We start from the raw sequence: 22191 nt of genomic DNA on the forward strand, positions 1-22191 counted from the left end.
CTGTTTTGCCGTGATTTCCGAGCCGTGAAATGTTCCATTTCACTCGAAATCACTCAAATGCGCCTGCGACCAACGAGAAAGCCCCGATGACCGATACCGCGATGATTTCCGCCGCACCGCTCGAGCTTGCCAGCCGGCTGATCGCCTGCGAAAGCGTCACGCCCGCTACCGGCGCGGTGTTCGATTGTCTCGAGGCGATGCTCGCGCCGCTCGGCTTTGCGGTGACGCGCTTCATCTGCGGCGCGGCGCCCGACGGTCCGGTCGAGAATCTGTTCGCGATCCGGCGGCCATCGGGCGATGCGGGGCGGCATTTCGCCTTTGCCGGGCATCTCGACGTGGTGCCGCCGGGCATGGGCTGGGCGAGCGATCCGTTCGAACCGCAAGTCCGCGGCGATCTGCTGCACGGGCGCGGCGCGGTCGACATGAAGGGCTCGATCGCGAGCTTCGTCGCCGCCGCCGCCGATATTCCGCGCGAGGCGGGGACGCTGAGCCTGATCATCACCGGCGACGAGGAAGGGCCGGCGATCTACGGCACCCGCGCGCTGATCGACCTGATGCTGCGCGAAAATACCATTCCCGACCTGTGCCTGGTGGGCGAGCCGACCTCGGTCAACCGTCTCGGCGACATGGTGAAGATCGGGCGGCGCGGCTCGGTCAACATGTGGATCCGCGTGGCCGGCCAGCAGGGCCATGTCGCCTATCCGCATTTGGCCGACAATCCGATCCCGAAGCTGGTGGCGATCCTCTCGGCGATCGAGGCGGTGGTGCTGGACGAGGGCACCGACTGGTTCCAGCCGAGCAATATCGAGGTGACCGACCTGCATGTCGGCAACCCGGCGCACAATGTCATCCCCGCCGCCGCCGAGGCGCGGATCAGCATCCGATTCAACGATCTGCACAGCGGCGAATCGCTGATCGAGCTGATTCGCGGCATTGCCGAGCCGCTGGGCGGGACGGTCGAGGCGAAGATTTCGGGCGAGGCCTTCCTCACTCCGCCGGGCGAGCTTTCGGGCATCATTGCCGAGGCAATCCGCGCGGAGACGGGGGTGGAAACCGAGCTGTCGACGACGGGGGGCACGTCCGACGCGCGCTTCCTCTCACGCATCTGCCCGGTGGTGGAATTCGGCCTGTGCAACGCGACGATGCACAAGCTCGATGAAGCGGTGGCTGTGGCGGACCTGGACGTGCTGGCGCGAATCTATCGCCGCGTGGCGGTCGCGGCTTTGGTGGGGACGAGCTGATCCGGCAACCGGCGCTCTGTAGCGTCCCTCGACTTCGCTCGGGACAAACGGGGGTAAATAGGCTCAGCTGATATCGGGAGGCCCATTTCCTAGGGGCACCATCCCATTTTCCGTTTGTCCCGAGCGAAGTCGAGGGACGTGTGCGCTAAACGAGCCCCTCAATGCGCGGCGTCGCCGCTCACCCATTCGACCCATTCGGGGAAGAAGACCGGCGCGCGCAGCGACCAGCCCGGAGCAGTGGCAGCGGCTTCGCTGATCGACTGGAGCAGCATCTTGCGCCGTTCGGGCTGAATCTGCGGCAGCGCGGCAGCGGCGCAATAGGCCGAGGGCAGCCAGGGGCGCACATCGGCGCCGAGCAGGCGTTCGTACAGGAAGCGGAAGGCGGAAAAGCTCTCGATCCGGCCCTGCGCCAGATCGAACGCTGCCAGCCGCACCAGCAGCGCCATGAAATGCTCGAACCCGTCCTCATGCGGTGCATCGGGCACATTGCCGCGCAGCAGCTTGAGATCCTGATAGACCAGATAATGCATGCGGATCGAGGCGGTTTCCTCGGCATTGCGCGCCCAGCGCTTGAACGCGTCCTCGCGCGCGAGGCCGATATCGAGCGCGCGCTTGATATAGCGCTGTGCCGCGGGTGAGAAACTCGCGAACTCGCGCAGCTCGGCAAGCGTGAGTGCCGCTGCGGAATTGCCGGATGCCGCGCCGGGATGGCTGGCCATGCCCCATTCTCCTTGCATCGCCACCGCAGAGTCGCCGCGGTGGAACGAGCAAGATTGGTCACAAGATGGTTATTATCGGGTTAACCATGAAATCCTCCCACAGCGTCCTGGGGGAGGGGGACCGCCCGCATAGCGGGTGGTGGAAGGGCAAACGGATAGTTCTGGCATGGAAGGGCTCAGGGAGGATTTTTTAGTCAGTCCACCTGGCCCGAGACGAGCTCGGGGAGGATCTGGTGTTGTCAATCCGCCTGGCCCGAGAGCGCGTCGAGCATCGGACGGATCGGGGTCAGGTCATAGCCAGCCTGCGCCGCGATGCGAGTGAGTTCGGCGGGGCTGCGCCCCTGCTTGGCCTGGGCGAGCGACCAGAGCAGCGTCGAGCGCGTGCCCGATCGGCAATAGGCGAGCACCTTGCCGCCGCTCGCCTCGGCCTTGTCCAGCGCCGCGATCATCGCATCGACCTGCGGGGCGGAGAAACCGGCATGGGTGACGGGAATCGAGACATAATCGATCCCGGCAGCCTTTGCTGCCGCCTCGATCTCGGCGCTTTGCGGCGCGCTCGGGTCCTCGCCATCGGGGCGGTTGTTGATGATCACCGTCACGCCTTCCGCCTTGGCTGCCGCCACCTGATCGAGGCTGATCTGCGGGGAAACCTGAACATCATCGGTCAGCGGTGTGAACATGCTTGTCTCTTTCATGGCTATGGGCATGGCTGCGGGTGCGGCGGTGGCAGACGCGAGGATCGGCGGCATCTGCACCGGCGAACGGTCGGACTGGTTGCGGTCCTTGCAGGCGGGCAGCATCAGCAGCGCGGCGGCCAGCGCAAGGGCGGCAATCCTGGAAAGCTTGTCACTCACGAAACGGCTCCCATGCTTTCTCGACCAGTGCGCGCGACGGCGCATCGGTCATCGGATCGGCCAGGATCGCGCTATAGCGCTCTTTCAGCCCGGCGCAGCTTTCATCCATCATCGCGTTGAGGAATTCGGCGCGCTCGGCATCATAGGGCTCTTCGCCGGCAAAATGAAGACAGGCCTGCGCGGCATGCACGAACAGCCGCACGCGATAGGTCGCGCCTGGATGCTGTGGCTCGCCATACATGTCGTTCCACGGGCCCGAGCGCGTCGGTTGCTCGACCTCCGCCGCCTCGGCCTCGACCGGCGGATCGAGCGCTACGCCCTGCAGCGCCAGTGCCGCGAGAATTGCCGCCGTCATCGTCATGCCGCCACCTCTTCCTTGGCGCGTTCCTGCGCCTGGCGTTCCCACATCGCCGCATAGAGCCCGCGCCTCTGCAGCAGCTCGCGATGCGATCCCTGCTCCGCCACCTGGCCCTTGTCGAGCACGATGATCGTATCGGCATGGGTCACGGTGGAGAGCCGATGCGCGATGATCAGCGTGGTGCGGCCTTCGGCCAGCGAACGCAGCGTATCGAGAATCTCGGCCTCGGTGGCGCTGTCGAGCGCGCTGGTCGCCTCGTCGAAGATGGTGAGCGGCGGGTTCTTGAGCAGCGTGCGCGCGATCGCGACGCGTTGCTTCTCGCCACCCGACAGCTTCAGCCCGCGCTCGCCGACCTCGGTGTCATAGCCGTTGGGCAAGGATTCGATAAACGTGCCGATCGCCGCGCCATGCGCCGCGCGCTCGATCTCCTCCTGTGTCGCGCCTTCGCGGCCATAGCCGATATTATAGCCGATGGTGTCGTTGAACAGCACCGTATCCTGCGGCACGATGCCCAGCGCGGCGCGGAGCGAGCCTTGCGTCACCTTGGCGATATCCTGCCCGCCGATCAGCACCTGGCCCCCTTGCGGATCGTAGAAGCGGAACAGCAGCCGCGCGATGGTCGACTTGCCCGCGCCCGAGGGGCCGACCAGCGCCAGCGTCTGACCAGGTTCGACCCGGAAGCTCAAGCCGTGCAGGATCTGCCGGTCGGGATCATAGCCGAAATCGACGTTGCGGAACTCGACCGAGGGCTGGCGGATGTCGAGCGCGGGAGCACCCGGCACATCGACGATCTCGGCGGGCGTGTCGATCAGGTCGAACATCGCGGCCATATCGACCAGCCCCTGGCGGATGGTGCGATAGACCATGCCGAGCAGGTCGAGCGGGCGGAACAGCTGCATCAGCAGCGTGTTGACCAGCACCAGATCGCCGACGGTGAACTGCCCCTGGCTCCAGCCCCAGATGGTATAGGCCATCGCGCCTGCCATCATCAGGTTGGTGATCAGCGACTGGCCGATATTGAGCAGCGCGAGCGAATTTTCCGACTTCACTGCCGCATTGGCATAGGTGCGCGCGGCATCGCCGTAGCGCTTGGCCTCGCGTTCCTCGGCGGTGAAATATTTGACCGTCTCGTAATTGAGCAGCGAATCGACCGCGCGCGCGAGCTGCTTGCCGTCGAGCGTGTTCATCGCTTCGCGCAGATGGTTGCGCCAGTCGGTGATCTTGCGGGTGAAGACGATATAGATCGCCACCATCGCCACCGTCGCCAGCACCAGCCCGAAGCCGAAATTGATCCAGAAGATCACGAGCACCGCGATGAGCTCGAGCACTGTGGGCGCGATGTTGAACAGCAGGAAATAGAGCATCACGTCGATGCTCTTGGTGCCGCGCTCGATCACCTTGGTGACCTCGCCGGTGCGGCGGGCGAGGTGGAAGCGCAGCGACAGCCGGTGCAGCTGGACGAAGACATTCTCGGCCAGCGTCCGCGTTGCCTCCTGGCCGACGCGTTCGAACACCACGTTGCGCAGATTGTCGAACAGCACCGATCCCAACCGCGCCGCGCCATAGGCCAGCACCGCGATGATCGCCGCCATCGCCATGGTGGTGCCGTCGATTGTCATGCGGTCGACCGCGGCCTTGTAGGCAAAGGGCATCGACAGCACCGCCGCCTTGCCCAGCAGCACCATCAGCATCGCCCCGCAGATTCGCAGTTTCAGATCGGGCCGATCCGCTGGCCAGAGATAGGGCAGGAACCGCCCCAGCGTCTCGCGCATGGCGGGCGGGGCCGTTCGATCGGCAGAGGAGGGGGTTTGCGGCGGCATGCTATGCCCTCGATAGGGGTGATGGTCGGCGGTTCCAACCCCTTGGGAACAAAAACCCCAAACGCCAATTGGGCTGGTTGTCACCCGTAAAATGCAAGTTTTTCAGTGCCTCCGGCCATTTTCATGTCACGTTCGATTGCAAAGTTACATTTCGGCCTATATCCTCATGGAAGCAAACACGGACAAGATAACGGTTCCGGGCGCTTCATCCGTTGCTATCGACAATCCGCCAGCCCTGAAGGGATGACACGCAGGTGAGTGCGCAACCTGAAAGAAGCGCATTGCAGAACGAACTTGCCCTGGTGATGCGCTCGCCGGAGTTCGTCCGCTCACCCGTGTTGCGGCGTTTGCTCGAATATCTTGTCGAACAGACACTTGCGGGCAACGGGGAGCGGCTCAAGGCCTATCAGATCGCGGTCGACGGCCTGGGCCGGGACGACAGCTTCGATCCGCAGAGCGACAGCTATCCGCGTGTGCAGGTCGGTCGGCTGCGCAAGATGCTCGAACTGCATTATGCCGGGCTGTCCGCGCAGGAGGCCGCAGGCCGTCATCGCATCGTCATTCCGGTGGGGCGGTACAATGTCGAGCTGGCGCCCATGGCAGAGCCGGCCGCCACCGCGCCGGTTGGAGCCGGACCTCAGTCGTTGCCGAACTCAGGGGGCGATACGGCCGCCTTCGGGGGCGCTGCAGGCGCGGAAGATAGCCAGGGACACGCCCGCTCGCAGGCATCATCCCCGGCGCCATCGGGGATCGACCGTGGCTGGATTCTCTGGGTGGTGCGTATCCTGCTGCTGCTCGGCCTGCTCTACGTCATCTGGTTGCTGGCCAAGCCCGAAACCGCCAGCGAAGAGGCTGCACGGCGCGACATGCGCCGCCAGATCGCGCATGTCACGATCCTGACCGAGCCGGCGAGCGGCAATGACGCGCTCAACACCGCCGCGCAGATTGCCGAAATGCACCTGCAGCGCTTCGAGATGCTCGCGGTGACCAGCGCTGCGCACGAGGATGTCAGCGAGACGGAGAGGGCACGCGCGTACCAGCTGGTCGTCCGCGGCAGCGGCTCCGGTCCGGCCCGGGCGAACGCGCCGATCTTCCTCGCGCTGCGCCACAAGGCGAGCGGGACGACCTTGTGGTCCTATGAGGTAAACCATGACGGCACCGAGATCGCGGCGCCGGATGTCGAGCAGGCCATCGGGAACGGCATTTCGGAGGTCGCGCGCTCGGGTGGGGTGATCATCCAGCATCAGCGCAAGCTGCTGGGCGGCGACACGTCCCCCGGCTATCCCTGCCTGATCGCCTATGACAGTTACCGCCAGAGCCGCGATCCCGCGGAGCGGGCGGCGGTGAGCCAATGCCTCGATGCATCGGCCAAGCTGTTCCCCAACGAATCGCTGGTGCTGCAGGCGCAATCGTTCCTCGAACTGTCGCGGCCGCGCGGCAAGAGCCTGGTGCCGCTGACCCCGACCGCCAGGGGGCGCGATCTTGCAGAAGCTGCGTTGCGCAACAACGGAACATCGGCGCTGGCGCAGATCGCGGTGGCGCGCTCGGCCTGGGCGCGGGGCAACTGCCCGCGCGCGACCGCCTTTGCCCGCCGTGCGATCGAGAGCAATCCGCTCGAGCCTGATACGCTGGGCCTTGCGGGCAGCTTGTTGATGGCGTGCGGCGATTACACGGGCGCCGAACCCGTGCTAGAACGCGCAAGTGCGCTGAACGAACAGCCCGGGGGCTATCAGATCTCGTCGCTTGTGATCACGCGCGTCATCAACGGCAAGCGCGCCGAAGCGTTGCAACTCGCGCTGAGTGCGGAAAAGCCCGAACTGGAGACGCAGCCCAATTTCCTGCTCGGGCGCGCACTGGCACTGGCCGCCAACGGCCGCGTTGCGGAAGGCCGGGCCGATTGGCGCGCGCTGGAAAAGCTGGTGGGCGCGCCCTCCGGCGCCCCCGCCTCCGACGTGCTGGCGCGGTTCACCATTTCGCCCTTCTTCGCGCGCCGCATGCAGGCCGAGGCCGAGGCGACCGGGCTGGTCCCTGCGGCAGGCTGACGCGCCTGCAACCCCCGCACAGCACTGATCCCGATTAATGGGAAATTTTCCCAACAGTCAGCATTTGTTCATGTTCAACTTGGGCCTGAAAAAGCCTAAGTCGCTGGAATAGCGTGGTTTTCTCAGTTTGGCACGGCGTGTGCAAAGTATCTGGCATCTCCGGACACACCGACCGGAACCACCAGATACCCACGAAAGGACACCGCCATGACCCTCTTCTCGAACGCCCAGAGTCAGATCGCCGCCGTCGCTCTCGCCATCCTGACCTCCAGCCTGTTCATCGCCGCCAGCGTCGCTCCCGGCGTCGTCGCCTGATCCCCAGCCAGCACCTCAAACCGAAATCGAAAGGACCTTCCCCATGAACATCCTCGCCACCGCTCTCGCTTCGATCTGCTCGGTCATCCTGGTCGCAACCAGCGTCGGCCCCGGCATCATCGTCTGACCGCCCGTTCACTGTCATCTTTCAAGGAAAAGAAACAATGTCGCTCCAGCTTTCCAGCCAGATCGGTGCCGCCGCGCTCGCGATCCTGAGTTCGGCGCTGTTCCTCGCCGCGAGCATCGGCCCCGGCGCGATCGTCTGATCTTCAGGTGATCCGATCAGGCGGTCATCGCCGCCGCAAGCGCCCGGCCCGAGGCCCAGGCGCTTTCGATCCGGGGTCCGATCAGCCAGTCGCCGCTGACCCCCAGCCTCGAACCTTCATCCCACAGCATCGTCCGCGCCGCCGCGCCCGACAGCGCATAGCGCCAGCGATGCGCCTGCACGACCAGTGTTTCGGGAAGCGCCACACCTGTCGCCGCCGCCAGATCGGCGATCAGCGCCGCGATCACGCTGTCGGCCTCGTCCTCGAGATGCGCCGCCGACCAGGCGGGCGATCCCTGGATGACCCAGCTTTCCGGCCCCGTGCGCCCCGGCTTGGCGCTGTTGCGCGCCGCCCAGCCGATCGCGCCCATGTCGCGCAGGCAATCGGGACCGAAATCGACCCGTTCGGCAAAACTTGCCATGACCGTCCAGCACGGCTGCGATACCGTGGCCTCGGCCAGCGCCGCCCATTCGGGGGCATGGGAGGCAAGCAGCGGCGCGACCTGCTCTGCCGGAACCGCGACGATCGCGGTATCGAAACTCTCGCTGCCCGCATCGTGCTCGAACCGCCAACCCGCGCCCTCGCGCACGATCCGCTCGATCCGGCAGTTCCAGCGGACATCGTGCCCCGCCGCCTCGGCCTTGATGATCGCGTTCATGCCCGGGGTACCGACCCAGGCATTGTCGCCCGCCGCCGCCCAGCGCGCCGCGACGCCCTCGACCTCCCAGCGCGCGACCGTTTCGGCAAAACCGGCGTCCCGCACGGTGAAATATTGCGCGCCATGGTCGAAATACGCCATGCCCTGCCCGGTTTCGGTCCGGCGGGTGGACATCCGGCCGCCCGGGCCGCGCGCCTTGTCGAACAGCACGAGCGCGTGCCCGGCCTTTGCCAGCCCGCGCGCTGCGGTGAGCCCTGCCAGCCCGGCTCCGATGATTCCGATCTTCATGTGGTCAGCGCCTCAGCAGGAACACGGCATGTTCGGCGAGCAGATTGGCCATGCCGCGCGATGTCGGCTTGCCGCCCGACAGGAACCACGCGCCATCGCAGGTCCAGCCGCGCGCCGCGATCAGATCGCGGAAATCCTCGATGCTGACATGGTGGATATTGGGCGTGTCGTACCAGCTTTCGGGCAGCAGCCGGGTGACAGGCATCCGGCCTTGCGTCGCCAGCGACAGGCGGATGCGCCAGTGCGCGAAATTGGGGAAGCTGACGAACGCCTGCCGCCCGATACGCAGCAGCTGTTCGAGCACCAGATGCGGCGCGCGTGTCGTCTGCAGCGTCTGGCTGAGGATCGCGTAATCGACGCTGTCCGACGGATAATCGGCAAGATCGGTATCGGCATCGCCCTGGATCACCGAAAGGCCGCGGGCTACCGCCGCGCTCACGTTGGCCGGGTCGAGCTCGAGCCCGCGCGCGCGCACCTGGCGCGTGTCGCGCAGCGCCGCCATCAGCGCGCCGTCGCCGCACCCGATATCGAGCACGCGCGCGCCGGGCGTCACGTTCTCGGCGATGATCTGGAGGTCGGGGCGCAAACCGGTCACGCGTTCGCCCCCGCGCGCAGGAAACCATCGACGATGCGGTTCATTTCGGGGCATTCGAGCAGAAAGGCGTCATGGCCGAAGGGCGAGGACAGCTCGACAAAGCTCACCTCGGCCCCGGCGGCGTTGAGCGCGTGGACGATGCGGCGCGATTCCGCGGTGGGATAGAGCCAGTCCGTATCGAAGCTGATCAGGCAGAAGCGGGTCTTCGTGCCCATGAACGCTCTGGCGAGCACCCCGTCATAGGGCTCTGCGAGGTCGAAATAGTCCATCGCGCGCGTGATGTAGAGATAGCTGTTGGCATCGAACCGGTCGACGAAACTGATCCCCTGATGGCGCAGATAGCTCTGGACCTGGAAATCGGCATCGAAGCCGAAGCTGCTGCCGCTGCAATCCTGGTCGCTCTTGTCCTGCAGCCGCCGACCGAATTTCTCGGTGAGGCCCGCTTCGGAGAGGTACGTGATGTGCGCCGCCATGCGCGCCACGGCGAGGCCCGATGCGGGCACGTCGCCATCGGCATAATAGGCCCCCTTGCGCCAGCGCGGATCGGCCATGATCGCCTGGCGGCCGACCTCGTGAAACGCGATATTCTGCGCCGAGTGGCGTGCGGTCGAGGCAATGACGAGCGCGGCGCGGACACGGTCGGGATAGAGCACCGGCCAGCTGATCGCCTGCATGCCGCCCATCGATCCGCCGATGACGGCGGAGAGCACGGGAATGCCCAGATAATCGAGCAGCAGCGCCTGCGCGCGGACCATGTCGGCGATCGACAGCACCGGAAAGTCCATGCCCCATGGCTCGCCGGTCGCGGGATTGACCGTTGCCGGGCCCGAAGAGCCCATGCAGCTGCCGATGACATTGGCGCAGATGATGAAGTCGCGCGATGGATCGACGGGCTTTCCCTCCCCCACCAGCCGTTGCCACCAGCCGGGCTTGCCGGTGATCGGGTGCGTCGAGGCGACATACTGGTCGCCGGTCAGCGCATGGCAGATCAGGATCGCGTTGCTCTTGTCGGCGTTGAGGCTGCCATAGGTCTCGTACGCGATCTGCACCGGTGCGAGCGCGGCGCCGCAATCGAGCGGCAGCGGTCCGAGCAGCGTGATCCGCCGGTCGAGGCCGAAACGTTCGTCGGAAAGAGGGGCAGATGCGCTCGCCATGGGCCGCGGGCTTGGCGTCAAGCCGTGCGGCTGTCAATGGGGCGCGATGATCGCCGAGCGCGCGTCATGCCGCTCAGAACAGCCCCTCGATCTCGCCATCGGCATCGAGCCGTATCGCTTCGGCGGCGGGGACGCGCGGCAGCCCGGGCATGGTCATGATCTCGCCGCAGATCGCGACGACAAAGCCCGCGCCCGCGCTCAGCCGCACCTCGCGCACCGGCAGGACGTGGCCCGTCGGTGCGCCGAGCAGCGTCGGATCGGCGGAGAAGCTGTACTGCGTCTTGGCCATGCACGCCGGCAGATGGCCGTATCCCGCCTCTTCCCAGCGCTGGAGCTGCGCCAGCACGGCGGGCGTCGCCGAAACGCCCTCGGCGCGGTAGATGCGCTTTGCCACCGTCTCGATCTTGGCGATCAGCGGCAACGCATCGTCATACAGCGGCTTGAACTGCGCTCCGCCGCTGGCTGCGATGCGCGCGACCGCGTGTGCCAGCCCTTCCGCGCCCGCCCCGCCTTCGGCCCAGTGGCGACACAGATGCGCCTCGCAGCCCTGCGCCTCGGCCACTTCGCGCAGCACCGCGATCTCGGCCTCGCTGTCGCTGTGGAAATGGTTGATCGCGACGACGACGGGCACGCCGAACTGGCGCACATTCTCGATATGGCGGATCAGGTTGACGCTGCCGCGCCGTACCGCCTCGACATCCTCATGGCCGAGTTCGGCCTTGGCGACGCCGCCGTTCATCTTGAGCGCGCGCACCGTCGCCACGATCACCGCCGCCGCCGGATCGAGCCCGGCCTGGCGGCACTTGATGTCGAAGAATTTCTCCGCGCCCAGATCGGCGCCGAACCCGGCCTCGGTCACCACGAAATCGCCCAGCGCCAGCGCGGCGCGCGTCGCGATCACCGAATTGCAGCCATGCGCGATATTGGCGAACGGCCCGCCATGCAGCAGCGCGGGGTTGCCCTCGAGCGTCTGCACCAGATTGGGCTTGATCGCCTGGGCGAGCAGCACCGCCATCGCGCCTGCCGCCTTGAGGTCGCTCGCGGTCACTGGCTGGCGCTGGCGGGTATAACCGATGACGATGCGGCCCAGCCGTTCCTCCAGATCGTCAAGGTCGCGCGCCAGGCACAGGATCGCCATGACCTCGGACGCGACGGTGATGTCGAAGCCGCTTTCGCGCGGGAAGCCGTTGCCGACCCCGCCGGTCGACTGGACGATGGCGCGCAGCGCGCGGTCGTTGATGTCGAGCACCCGCCGCCAGACCACGCGGCGCACGTCGATATCGAGCGCATTGCCCCAGTATATGTGGTTGTCGATCATTGCGGCGAGCAGATTGTGCGCCGAGGTGATCGCGTGGAAATCGCCGGTAAAGTGCAGGTTGATGTCTTCCATCGGCCCGACCTGGGCATAGCCACCCCCGGTCGCGCCGCCCTTGGTGCCGAAACAGGGGCCGAGCGAGGGTTCGCGCAGTGCGAGCACTGCCTTGTGGCCGATCCGGTTGAGCGCATCGGCGAGCCCCACCGATGTCGTGGTCTTGCCCTCGCCGGCGGGCGTCGGATTGATCGCGGTGACCAGGATCAGCTTGCCCCTCGGCTCGGCGCCGTCGAGTCCCGCCGCCTTGAGGTCGATCTTGGCCTTGTAATGGCCATAAGGTTCGACCGCTGCATCTGGCAGCCCGAGCGTCTCGGCAATGGCGGAGATGCGCTGCAGGCTAGCGGCGCGCGAAATCTGAATATCGGTGAGCATCGGGCCTCGCGGGAACAAGCGTTGACCGATGGTGGTAGCGGTCATGCCGGTACAGGCAAGCGCCGATGATCAGCGGACGATGATTTCCACCCGGCGGTTGCCGCCATTCTCGGTCTCGTCGGGGGTGGGGAAGCGCAATTCGGTCTCGCCGCGTCCCGTCGTGGTGATGACCTCGGCCGGGAAGCCCAGCTGCACCAGCCGTTCCTTGATCTCGTCGGCGCGCTTCTGCGACAGGGTGAGGTTATACTCGGCCTTGCCGACAGTATCGGTATAGCCGATGATCTCGAGCTCCGCGCCGGGCCGCGCCCTGAAATGCTCGGCAAGAGCATCGATCATGCCTTCCGATCCTGGCGCCAGCACGGTCGTGTCGGGAATGAAATACATGGTGAAGCGCGCCGGTGGCGGCGGCAGATTGGCGATCAGGCTGCGCTCCTCCGGCTTGAGGGCCGCCTCGCCCACACCCTTGGGGCGCGGCGCACAGCCCGAAAGCCTGGTGCGGGTGAAAGATCCGGCAATGGTCAATCCGTCGGGATTGCCGCATTTCTCGTCGATCACCGCCAGTGCGCCCTCTTCCCCGCCTTCCTCGCTGCTGAGCAGCAGCAGCGAAGGCCCGGCACAGCCGGCCAGGGTCAGCGCGAGCAACGCGATCGAAAGCCCCCTTGCGCGCATCATTCGGGCACGTTGATGATGAAGCGGGTGCCGCGCACGCCGAGCAGCGAGGTGGGGGTGCGCACCTTCATCGCGTCCCGCCGCGACTTGGCGATCTGGCCCGAAACGACGCCCAGCGATCCGCGCTCCACCCGGGTCTCGAAGGCTCCCGAACGCGTGGTGCGGTCAAAGTCGAACTTATCGACCGCGATGCGGCTGTTGGGGCCGACCGAAAAGCGGGTGTTGTCGGCAAAGGCGACCGCGATCTGCCCGCCCTTGCCGGTGACGAGCACGTCGCCCGGCAGCAGTGACGTGCCCACCGCAGCGTTAATCCGCGTGCCCTTGCGCTCGATCTGCGCGGCGCCTGCGCTTTTCTTGACCCGGCCGATATCGGCCCAGGCGGGTTGAGCGGTCATGGCCAGCAGCGACAGTGTTACAAGCAGTACGCGTCTCATATTAGGCATCCCCACTTGCCCGCATGCATGGCATAACCTGCGCCATGACGTCGCGCAATTTCAATCCGTATCGCTGCGATCTGGACGGCAATGGTCCCGAATCGATACATCGCGCGGTCGCGCAGGCGCAGGCCTTTGCCGAGGAACATAGCCTGTCCCCCATGCTCGGCGCAAAGCTTGCCGTTCTGGTCGAAGAGGCTGTGACAAATGTTTACGAGCATGGCGCGGTGGAAGGGTCCCTGTCCGGCTGGCTGGACCTCTATCCGGACCCAGCGGGAATCTGCATCATCCTGGCCGACAATGGCCGCCCTTTCGACCCGCGCGAAGCTGATGAGATCGATGCGCCGAACGCGGAGCGCGGCGGCGGAGCCGGGCTCGCGATGATCCGCGCCTGGGCAGAGATTGCCGATTACCGGCGCGAGGACGGCTTCAACCTGCTCGAACTCGTGCTGCTCGGCTGAGCGTCGGCGCGGCAGGCGGCGTTCAGGTCTCTGCCACCAGCGGGTTGATCGCGCCCTTGAGCTGGCTGCGCTGGTCGATCAGCCGCGCCATCTCGCCCTCGCCGGTGCGCAGCCGTGTCGGGGTCGTGCCCGCAAACAGCTTCAGCTCGCGGATCATGTGCGACTGGTCGTAGAACGCGTCGCGCAGATAGTCTGCTTCGTCGGGTTCGGCATCGATCAGCGAACGCGCGGCGCGCAGCGCGCGATATTTGCGCGACAGATATTTGGGCGGCATCCCGTAAAGCTGTTTCACCCGGCGGGTCAGCTGACGTTCGGAAAGTTTGCTCTGAGCGTGCAGGTCGGTGACCATCGGCGATACGCTGGAGGCAAGCCAGGCATCGACCATGCGCGTGAACTCGACCATCTCGGGCGAGACCTGATCGACAAAGCCCTGGATGATCTCATCGGCCGCAGCCGTCATCTGCGGCAGGGTATCGAGAGTGCGCAGCAACGCCATGCGCTCTTCGATTCGCGGAAACACGGTGGCTGCAGGCACCACCTTGTCGACGAAATCGGCAGCGCTGGCATGGGTGAGGGCGCCCCATCCGGCGGCGGTAATGCCCATGCCGAACATGTGGAACGGCCCCTCGATCTCGAATCGCACCGCTGCCGTGGTCGGCCCGACCAGCACCGCCCCGGTGCACACGGTCGAACTGCCGTCGGGCATGTGCAGCGTCACGCGTCCGCCGGTGGCCATGCGCAGCTGTGCAATCGCCGCGCGCTCGCCGTCCACCACCAGAGGTTCGGGGCAGGTGAGGCGATAATAGACCGAGACGAACTCTCTCAGCGGTTCGCTGGGCAGCGCATATTCGAGATGTGGCATTGGCGACCCCAATCGGCCGTACGACAGGCGCGGCGTTTGCGCCGTCCTCCTCTCGCCGGATTTATCTTTCTGTCGACCCGGGCGAGGGTATAGCTCCAAATCGGACCAAAAAAAAGGCGACCCCGAAAAAATCAGGGTCGCCTGTTAGGAAAAGAACTCTCGGCGTCTCCGCCTTGAGCCCTTCGGGTCGCAAGGCGGTGTATAATCGCAAGCGAGTCAGGGCGATTGGACAGATTCGACATTCTGAAAAATCGTGCAAAATCGGGTGTCTGCCCTGAAACGCCGCAAAACCGGGGTTTTCAGCCGCCCGCCTGGATCCAGGCGTCGATCCGCTCCTCGAGCACCGTCAGCGGCACCGGTCCGCTCCGCAGAACGGCATCGTGGAACCGCGCGAAACTGAACTTCGGCCCCAGCGTCTTCTGCGCCTTGTCGCGCAGCTCCATGATCTTGAGCTTGCCGATCATGTACGCGGTCGCCTGGCCGGGATAGACGACATAACGCTCGATCGCCTTGGAGATGTCGCCTGGCGGATTGGGGGTGTTGTCGGTCAGATACTGGATCGCCTGCTCGCGGCTCCAGCGCTTGTGGTGAATGCCGGTATCGACCACCAGGCGGCAGGCGCGCCACAACTCCATGCCCAGTCGGCCGAAGTCCGAATAGGGGTCTTCGTAAAAGCCCATGTCCTTGCCCAGCTCTTCCGAATAGAGCCCCCAGCCTTCGGTATAGGCGGTGACCCCGCCAAAGCGCCGGAACGGCGGCAGGTCGCCCAGCTCGGTCTGAACCGCGCGCTGTAGGTGATGGCCGGGCAGGCCTTCGTGATAGGCTAGTGCCTCGAGCTCGGTCGAGGCCATGTCCTTGAGATTGTAGAGGTTCACATAATAGGTGCCGGGGCGCGAGCCGTCGGGCGCGGGGCTCTGGTAGAAGGCCTTGCCCGCCGATTTCTCGCGAAACGCCTCGACCGCCTTGACCGTCAGCGGGGCCTTGGGTAGCGTCGCGAAATAGTCGGGCAGCTTCGCCTGCATCGCTTTCAGCCTGGTATCGACCGTGGCGAGATAGTCCTCGCGCGTCTTGAAATAGAAGCGGTCGTCGGTGCGGACAAAGGCGAAGAACTCCTGCAGGCTGCCCTTGAACCCGACCTTCTTCATGATCTCGCGCATTTCCCCGTGGATGCGCGCGACATTGTCGAGCCCGATCTGGTGAATCTGGTCGGCGCTAAGATCGGTCGTGGTGTAATTGGCGAGCAACTGGGTGTAATAGGCGCCGCCGTCCTTGAGCCGCCAGATGCCGTCCTCGGTCGGCGCGATGGCCTGTTGCCGCTCCATCTCGGCGATCAGCCGCTGATAGGCGGGCTTGACGCTGGTGGTGAGCGCCTGTCGCCCCGCCTCGATCAGCGCGGCCTTTTCCGGTGCGGCAATGTCGAGCGCCTCGACCTTCTTGGTCAGGTCCGCAAGCAACGTCGACGGCGCGCCCTCATTGAACGGCGCGCCCTTGATGACGTTGCGCGCATCGTCGAGGACGAAAGGATAGACCCATTTCGGCGGCATAACGCCCGCTTCCGAGCGTTGCCTGGATTCGGCGACCAGCGCATCCATCTGCGGCCCCATGCCCTGCAGCCGCTGGACATAGGCCTCGGCGTCCTGCTTGCTCTTGACGCTGTGGATGTTGATCAGGAACGCGGGCATCTGGCTCTGCGCGCCGTTCATCTGGTCGAAGATATACTCGTTCTTGCGATAGGGGTGCGCGCGCGCCGACCGCTCGGCCTGATATTCGAACAGGCGGTAGCTAAGCCGGTCCTCGGGCGAGAGCTTCGCAGGGTCGAACCGCGCCTTCATCGTCGCCAGCGCCTTCTGGCCGCGTGCGAAGGCCGCGGCCTCGGCGGCATCCGAGGGGTCGTTCCACTTGCCGTAATCACCGTCGCGAATGCCGCGATAGGCCTTGCCCTGCGGCGCGGCGGCGAGATTCTCGGCATCGACCTGGTCGAAGAAGGCCTTGAGTTCGGCGTTCTGCGCAGCGGCCTCGGCGGGCGCGCTCTGGGCGCTGGCGGAGACGGTCAAGGCAAGCGGACTGGCCGCGAGAAAAAGGGCAAGGGCGATCGGGCGTAGGGTCATGAAGCGGTTTTCCGTTATGTCGTGCAGGGTTAATGGCGAAGCTATCGGGAGTTACCGCATACGTAAACCGTCTCGCCGCCGCTTGACCATCGGCCCGTCGCAAAGCCATAGGGCGACATGCTGTTCTCGCTCGCCCGGCCCGCCCTTTTCCTGCTCGATGGCGAGGATGCCCATCGGCTGACCATCGCGGGCCTCCGCCTGCTGCCCGCCTCCGCGCCGCCCAGGCCCGATCCGGTGCTGGCGATGCGCGTTGCCGGACTCGATTTTCCGACACCGGTGGGGCTTGCGCCCGGCTTCGACAAGAATGCGCAAGCGCCGCACGCGATGTTCGGCTTCGGCTTCGGTTTCGTCGAGATCGGCACGGTGACACCGCTGCCCCAGGCGGGCAATCCGCGCCCCAGGCTGTTCCGGCTTGCCGAAGACAAGGCGGTGATCAACCGCATGGGCTTCAACAATCACGGCGCGGAGGCCGTTGTCGCGCGGCTGAAGGCCGGGCAGGGGCGTGCCGGGATCATCGGCGTCAATATCGGCGCGAACAAGGATTCGGCCGATCGCATCGCCGATTATGCGATGATGACGCGGACGATGGCGCCGCTCGCGCGCTATCTCACGGTCAACATTTCCTCGCCCAACACGCCGGGCCTGCGCGCGCTGCAGGACGCCGGTGCCCTGTCCGACCTGCTCGATGCGGTGACCGAGGCGCGGGGCAGTCACGGCTGCCCGGTGTTCCTCAAGCTCGCGCCCGATCTGGAGGCAGCGGATATCGACGACATCACCCGCATCGCGATCGACAAAAGGCTCGACGCATTGATCGTGTCGAACACCACGATCTCGCGGCCCGCCTTGCGCTCTCGCCATGCTGGCGAGGCCGGCGGGCTTTCGGGCGCGCCGTTGCGCGACCTGGCGCAGCAGCGGCTCAAGGATTTCCGCTCGGCCAGCGGCGGCGCGATCCCGCTGATCGGCGTCGGCGGCATCGCGAGTGCCGACGACGCCTATGCCCGCATCCGCGCCGGGGCCTCGCTGGTGCAGCTCTATTCGGCATTGGTCTATGAGGGACCGGGGCTCGCCGCGCGAATCAACCGGGGGCTGGAGGCGCTGCTCCAGCGCGATGGCTTTGCGACTTTGAGCGAGGCAGTCGGCGCTGGCTGAAGGTTTTAGGGGGCACGCGAAGACGCGAAGGATCCTCGTCTTCCGGCGAATGCCGGGATCCAGAGGCAATGTCGAACTGTCGGACTCCTGGGCTCCGGCTTTCGCCGGAGAACGGAAAGCTCAGAACAGCTTCGCGCCTTCGCGACTGTGCGCGAAACCCCGCGAAACTGTCCGAATTGATCGATTGGGTCGATCAATAGGCGGCAAATCTCTCATTGGCGTTCTCAATTGCAAATGATTATCAATACTCTTGTTGACCCGACAGGAGCCATGCCATGCCCCGCGATCTTGCCAAGACCCTGAGCTATCTTGCGGTGCATCTCACCGTGGGTTTCTCGGTCGCCTATGCCTTCACCGGATCGATCGAGATCGCCAGCGGCCTCGCGATCATCGAGCCGATGATCAACGCGGTCGCATTCTTCTTCCACGAGAAACTCTGGGCGGGCCGGTCGTCGGGCGCGGTTCTGCTGCCCAGCTGATGCGGTGCTTGCCGCATCGCACCATGCCAGTATAACGCTTGGCATGAGCTTCATCTCCCGCACCTTCGTTGCCGCCGCCGCGCTGGCTTTGTCCTCGCTCTCGATCGCCTGCCATGCGCAGAGCACGCCGCCCGCCGATACCTCCGCTACTGCGCCGCTCGGCAAGGGCGTGGTCTCCTCGGCCGATCCGCGCGCAACGGCGGCCGGGCAGGAGATGCTGCGCAAGGGCGGGTCTGCTGCAGATGCCGCGATGGCGATGATGCTCGCGCTGACCGTGGTCGAACCGCAAAGCTCCGGCATCGGCGGCGGCGGGCTGCTCCTCCACCATGACGCGGCAACGGGCACGCTTGCGACCATCGATGGGCGCGAGATGGCCCCGGCCTCGGCGAGCGAGCAGTTGCTGCTCGGCGCAGACGGCAAGCCTTTGCCGTTCATCGAAGCGTTCCAGGGTGGGCGCAGCGTCGGCGTGCCGGGCAATATCCGGCTTATGGCGATGACGCACGCCAAATGGGGCAAGCTGCCCTGGGCCGATCTGTTCGGTCCCGCGATCAAGCTCGCGGAAGAGGGCTTTGTCGTCAACGACGCGCTCGCCAGGGCGCTGGCGCGGCTCGCGCCGATCTGGGCGCGCTTCCCCGATGCGCGCGCGATCTACTGGAACGCGACCGGACCCAAGACCGTCGGCGACCGCGTCACCAATCCCGCGCTCGCCGAGCTGCTCCGCGCGGTGGCCAAGCAGGGCCCCGATGCCTTCTATACCGGCAAGCACGGGCAGGCGCTGGTCGATGCGGTGAGCAAGGCCAGCGTCAATCCGGTGGCGATGACGCTGGCGGACCTTGCCGCGTACAAGGCCAAGGAGCGCCCGCCGGTCTGCTCGCGCTATCGCGGCTACAAGATCTGCGGCATGGGTCCGCCCTCCTCGGGCGCGACCACGGTGCAGCAGATCCTGGGCATGCTCGAGCCGCACGATATCGGCGCGATGGGCCCGGATAATGCCAAGACCTGGCACCTGATCGGCGAGGCGATGCAGCTCGCCTATGCCGATCGCGAGAGCTATCTGGGCGATGCCGACTTTGTTTCGGTGCCGGTCAACGGCCTGCTCGATCCGGCCTATGTGAAGTCGCGCGCGGCGCTGATTGATCCGGACAAGGCGCTGAACAAGTATGAGGCCGGCACCCCGCCGGGGTCCGAGCCGCGAACCGCCGCATTGTCGAGCGAGGTCGCCGGTACCACCCATTTCGTCGCGGTCGATGGCGCGGGCAATATCGTCAGCATGACATCGACCGTCGAAGGCCCGTTCGGTAGCCAGCTGATCGCGAACGGCTATTTTCTCAACAACGAGCTGACCGACTTCACCTTCGCGCCCGAAAAGGACGGCAAAAAGGTGGCCAACCGCGTGCAGCCGGGCAAACGGCCCTTGTCGTCGATGTCGCCGCATATCGTCTATGATGCTCAGGATCGCCCGGTGCTTGCCGTCGGTTCGGCGGGCGGCAAGCGTATCATCATGCACGTCACAAAGGCGCTGATCGGGGTGATCGATTTCAAGCTGCCTGCGGGCGAGGCGCTGGCCCTGCCCAATATCTATTTCGGAAACGGCTCGCTGATCGTCGAGGGCAAGACGCCCTTGGGCGGCATGAACGAGGCGCTCGCCGCTTTCGGTCAGCCAGTGGTCGTTGACGAGCTGGGATCGAAGCTCAACGCCGCGCAGTTCAACGGCAAGGGCTGGACCGGCTATGCCGATCCGCGCAGCCCGGGCGTCGCGCTCGCCGAATGACCGCCTGATCCTGGGGCCAGCGCTTTCGACCAAGGCGGCGCGGGCTTCGACCAGCACAAGGCCGCGGGGCAGACAGGCGGGTCATCGCAGGTTAAGACTGGCTGTGATGAAACTTTCCGTTCCCCGCGCCATAACCCGCCCGGCCCGCCCCCGTGTCGACCAGCAGGTCGCCCTGCTGTCGATCCTGGGCTTCTGGCTGTTCTACATGATCATCGTCACGCTGCGCGCGGCGGTGCTCGATTTTCCCGCGCAGCAGGAACTGGTGGTGCGCCGCATCGCGGTCACCCTGTTCGGCGTGCTGGTGAATGTGGTGCTGTATTTCGGCCTGCGCTGGTTCGAGGACAAGCCGCTCACCCCGCGCATCGTCGCGGCGGTGGTCGGTTCGATCCCGGCGGCGCTGGCGATATCGGTGTTCAACTATTTCGCGTTCAACGTCTATGATCCGATGAGCGTGTTTCAGGACAATGAACTCGCCGAGAAGATCGTGACATTGGATCCGGTCGCCAACGTCCTCGAATTCGCCATTTCCAGCTATTATTTCCTCAGCTCCTGGGCGATGCTCTATCTGGCATTGAGCTATGCCGCCGAAGTCCGCACCGCCGAGCGCAAGGCCGCACGCTTTGCCCAGGCCGCGCAGCAGGCGGAGCTCCGCTCGCTACGCTATCAGGTCAACCCGCACTTCCTGTTCAACACCTTGAATTCGCTCTCGACTTTGGTGCTGCGCAACCGGCCTGACGAGGCCGAGTCGATGATCATGAACCTCTCGACCTTCTATCGCACCAGCCTCACCGGCGATCCGCTCGACGATGTCCGTCTGGAGGACGAGGTGCAGCTGCAGCAGCTCTATCTCGCGATCGAGGAGGTGCGCTTTCCCGATCGCCTGCGGATCGAGATCGATATTCCGGACGAACTGATGGATTGCTGCGTGCCCGGGCTGATCCTGCAGCCGCTGGTCGAGAATGCGATCAAGTACGGCGTCGCCCGCGCCACCCGCCCGGTCACCATCCGCATCGGCGCACGCGAGGGTGATGGCGTGCTCCACCTGACGGTCAGCGACGATGGCGATGTCATCCCGACCGATTCGGACAAGGGCAGCGGCATCGGGCTCGCCAATGTCCGCGACCGGCTCGACGCGCGCTATGGCAGCGCCGGACGGATCGAATGGCATGTCCCGTTTGAAGGAGGCTTTGTGGTGGAATTGACCTTGCCGGCGGTGCGCCATGACTGTTGAGAGCGACGCCGCTCCGCTCAGGACCATGATCGTCGATGATGAGCCGCTCGCGGATCAGCCTGGTCGGCACCGCGAGCGACGGCGAATCCGCGCTGCGTCTGGCGGAGCAATTGAAGCCCGAGCTGGTCTTCCTCGACATCAACATGCCGCGCCTGGACGGCATGGGCGTCGCGCGCGCGCTCGGCAAGACCGGGCAATCGCCCGCGATCATCTTCGTCACCGCCTATCAGGCGTTCGCGGTCGAGGCGTTCGACCTTGCAGCGATCGATTATCTGCTGAAACCCGTCGCCACCGACCGGCTGGAGCGTGCGGTGGCGCGCGTGCTCGAACGGCGCAGCGCGGTGCTCGCCAACCCGCCCGCCACCCCGCCCGCGCAGGGCGACTGGGTGCGCGAATTCTGGGTGCCGCATCGCTCCGAACTCAAGCGCATCGACGCCGACCTGATCGAGCGCATCGATGCCGAGCGCGATTACATGCGGCTGCACGTCGGCACGCGCAGCTATCTGATGCACGAGACGATCAAGACGCTCGAGGAGCGGCTCGACCCGTCGCGCTTCGTCCGCCTCCACCGCTCGCACATCGTGCGCAACGACTATATCACGAGCCTGCGCCACAATGGCGGCGGCGTCTGGTTCGCGTGCCTGGCGGATGGCAGCGAGCTGCGCGTGGGGCGGACGTATCTCGCAAGGGTGAAGGAAATGGCGGGGCGCTGACCACCCTTGCTCTCTCCCCCATGGGGGAGAGATGCAAAGGCTTGCCAGCTCGCTGGCTAGCCGCAGCTGAGAGGGGCCTGGCGTATCGGGGCAGGCATCAGCGCATTCCCCCCTCCCAAACCCTCCCCCCTAAAGGGGAGAGGGCTTAACTCGCTTCCCACCTCAGCCCCTCGCACCAGAACTCCCCTCCCTGAAAGGGAGGGGCAGGGGGTGGGTCAGCCACGCTGGAGCGCCTGCACAACCCCGGCGAGCCCCGCCCA

19 protein-coding genes and 1 pseudogene are annotated in these 22191 nt (G+C 65.7%); 8 read left to right on the forward strand and 12 right to left on the reverse strand.

The features are described 5' to 3' along the window. Positions 1-86: 86 nt before the first annotated feature. Positions 87-1241 carry a succinyl-diaminopimelate desuccinylase gene (gene dapE, locus AX725_RS17110; protein ID WP_060977650.1) on the forward strand — a complete coding sequence of 385 codons (1155 nt, stop codon included), beginning with the start codon at positions 87-89 and terminating at the stop codon, positions 1239-1241. A gap of 158 nt (positions 1242-1399) precedes the next feature. Here dapE and AX725_RS17115 read toward each other — a convergent pair whose 3' ends face one another. From AX725_RS17115 to AX725_RS17130, 4 genes are all read right to left on the reverse strand, one after another. Further along, positions 1400-1960: a hypothetical protein gene (locus AX725_RS17115; protein ID WP_060977631.1), complete on the reverse strand. Its 561-nt coding sequence runs from the start codon at positions 1958-1960 to the stop codon at positions 1400-1402. Positions 1961-2199: 239 nt separating this feature from the next. Continuing rightward, a complete protein-coding gene (locus AX725_RS17120) occupies positions 2200-2640 on the reverse strand; it encodes a protein tyrosine phosphatase family protein (RefSeq protein ID WP_060977651.1) in 441 nt (146 codons plus the stop codon). Between the two features lie 166 nt (positions 2641-2806). Further along, positions 2807-3175, reverse strand: coding sequence for a hypothetical protein (locus AX725_RS17125; protein ID WP_066270747.1), 369 nt, complete (start codon positions 3173-3175; stop codon positions 2807-2809). Beyond that, on the reverse strand, positions 3172-4992 hold the full coding sequence (locus tag AX725_RS17130) for an ABCB family ABC transporter ATP-binding protein/permease (protein ID WP_060977633.1): 1821 nt from the start codon (positions 4990-4992) through the stop codon (positions 3172-3174). Before AX725_RS17130 ends, AX725_RS17125 begins: the two co-directional genes overlap by 4 nt. A gap of 281 nt (positions 4993-5273) precedes the next feature. Here AX725_RS17130 and AX725_RS17135 point away from each other — a divergent pair, with 281 nt between their 5' ends. Further along, entirely contained in the window at positions 5274-7034 is a 1761-nt protein-coding gene (locus tag AX725_RS17135) for a tetratricopeptide repeat protein (RefSeq protein WP_066117643.1), read from the forward strand. A gap of 597 nt (positions 7035-7631) precedes the next feature. Here AX725_RS17135 and AX725_RS17140 read toward each other — a convergent pair. The 6 genes from AX725_RS17140 to AX725_RS17165 form a co-directional block, all read right to left on the reverse strand. Continuing rightward, positions 7632-8561 carry an NAD(P)/FAD-dependent oxidoreductase gene (locus tag AX725_RS17140; RefSeq protein ID WP_060977635.1) on the reverse strand — a complete coding sequence of 310 codons (930 nt, stop codon included), beginning with the start codon at positions 8559-8561 and terminating at the stop codon, positions 7632-7634. Positions 8562-8565: 4 nt separating this feature from the next. Beyond that, on the reverse strand, positions 8566-9156 hold the full coding sequence (gene metW / locus AX725_RS17145) for a methionine biosynthesis protein MetW (RefSeq protein WP_060977636.1): 591 nt from the start codon (positions 9154-9156) through the stop codon (positions 8566-8568). Continuing rightward, positions 9153-10310: a homoserine O-acetyltransferase MetX gene (gene metX, locus AX725_RS17150; protein ID WP_060977637.1), complete on the reverse strand. Its 1158-nt coding sequence runs from the start codon at positions 10308-10310 to the stop codon at positions 9153-9155. Before metX ends, metW begins: the two co-directional genes overlap by 4 nt. Positions 10311-10383: 73 nt before the next feature. Then, positions 10384-12054, reverse strand: a complete 1671-nt coding sequence (locus AX725_RS17155) for a formate--tetrahydrofolate ligase (protein ID WP_060977638.1) — start codon at positions 12052-12054, stop codon at positions 10384-10386. Positions 12055-12123: 69 nt separating this feature from the next. Next, positions 12124-12726: an OmpA family protein gene (locus AX725_RS17160; protein ID WP_060977639.1), complete on the reverse strand. Its 603-nt coding sequence runs from the start codon at positions 12724-12726 to the stop codon at positions 12124-12126. After that, positions 12723-13157, reverse strand: a complete 435-nt coding sequence (locus tag AX725_RS17165; protein WP_060977640.1) for a FecR family protein — start codon at positions 13155-13157, stop codon at positions 12723-12725. The genes AX725_RS17160 and AX725_RS17165 overlap by 4 nt, the downstream gene beginning before the upstream one ends. A gap of 44 nt (positions 13158-13201) precedes the next feature. On the opposite strand from AX725_RS17165, the gene AX725_RS17170 reads away from it, so the two are divergent. Then, on the forward strand, positions 13202-13618 hold the full coding sequence (locus AX725_RS17170; RefSeq protein ID WP_060977641.1) for an ATP-binding protein: 417 nt from the start codon (positions 13202-13204) through the stop codon (positions 13616-13618). 22 nt (positions 13619-13640) lie between these two features. Here the strand turns inward: AX725_RS17170 and AX725_RS17175 are convergent, their stop codons facing one another. Continuing rightward, positions 13641-14480, reverse strand: a complete 840-nt coding sequence (locus AX725_RS17175) for a helix-turn-helix domain-containing protein (protein WP_060977642.1) — start codon at positions 14478-14480, stop codon at positions 13641-13643. Positions 14481-14779: 299 nt separating this feature from the next. Then, on the reverse strand, positions 14780-16588 hold the full coding sequence (locus AX725_RS17180) for a DUF885 domain-containing protein (protein WP_060977643.1): 1809 nt from the start codon (positions 16586-16588) through the stop codon (positions 14780-14782). A 117-nt stretch (positions 16589-16705) separates the two neighbouring features. On the opposite strand from AX725_RS17180, the gene AX725_RS17185 reads away from it, so the two are divergent. From AX725_RS17185 to AX725_RS17205, 5 genes and pseudogenes are all read left to right on the forward strand, one after another. Beyond that, positions 16706-17737: a quinone-dependent dihydroorotate dehydrogenase gene (locus tag AX725_RS17185; protein ID WP_060977644.1), complete on the forward strand. Its 1032-nt coding sequence runs from the start codon at positions 16706-16708 to the stop codon at positions 17735-17737. A gap of 275 nt (positions 17738-18012) precedes the next feature. Beyond that, on the forward strand, positions 18013-18216 hold the full coding sequence (locus AX725_RS17190; protein WP_060977645.1) for a DUF2061 domain-containing protein: 204 nt from the start codon (positions 18013-18015) through the stop codon (positions 18214-18216). A gap of 43 nt (positions 18217-18259) precedes the next feature. Then, positions 18260-19987 (forward strand): gamma-glutamyltransferase, encoded by a 1728-nt coding sequence (gene ggt, locus AX725_RS17195; protein ID WP_082737506.1) that lies wholly within the window; start codon positions 18260-18262, stop codon positions 19985-19987. 106 nt (positions 19988-20093) lie between these two features. Next, positions 20094-21218 carry a sensor histidine kinase gene (locus AX725_RS17200; protein ID WP_066045752.1) on the forward strand — a complete coding sequence of 375 codons (1125 nt, stop codon included), beginning with the start codon at positions 20094-20096 and terminating at the stop codon, positions 21216-21218. 25 nt (positions 21219-21243) lie between these two features. Next, positions 21244-21931: pseudogene (locus AX725_RS17205) on the forward strand (LytR/AlgR family response regulator transcription factor). Positions 21932-22191 lie beyond the last annotated feature (260 nt).

Origin of the sequence: Blastomonas sp. CCH9-A1, from assembly GCF_001557175.1 — a bacterium.
Classification (GTDB): Bacteria; Pseudomonadota; Alphaproteobacteria; order Sphingomonadales; family Sphingomonadaceae; genus Blastomonas; species Blastomonas delafieldii_A.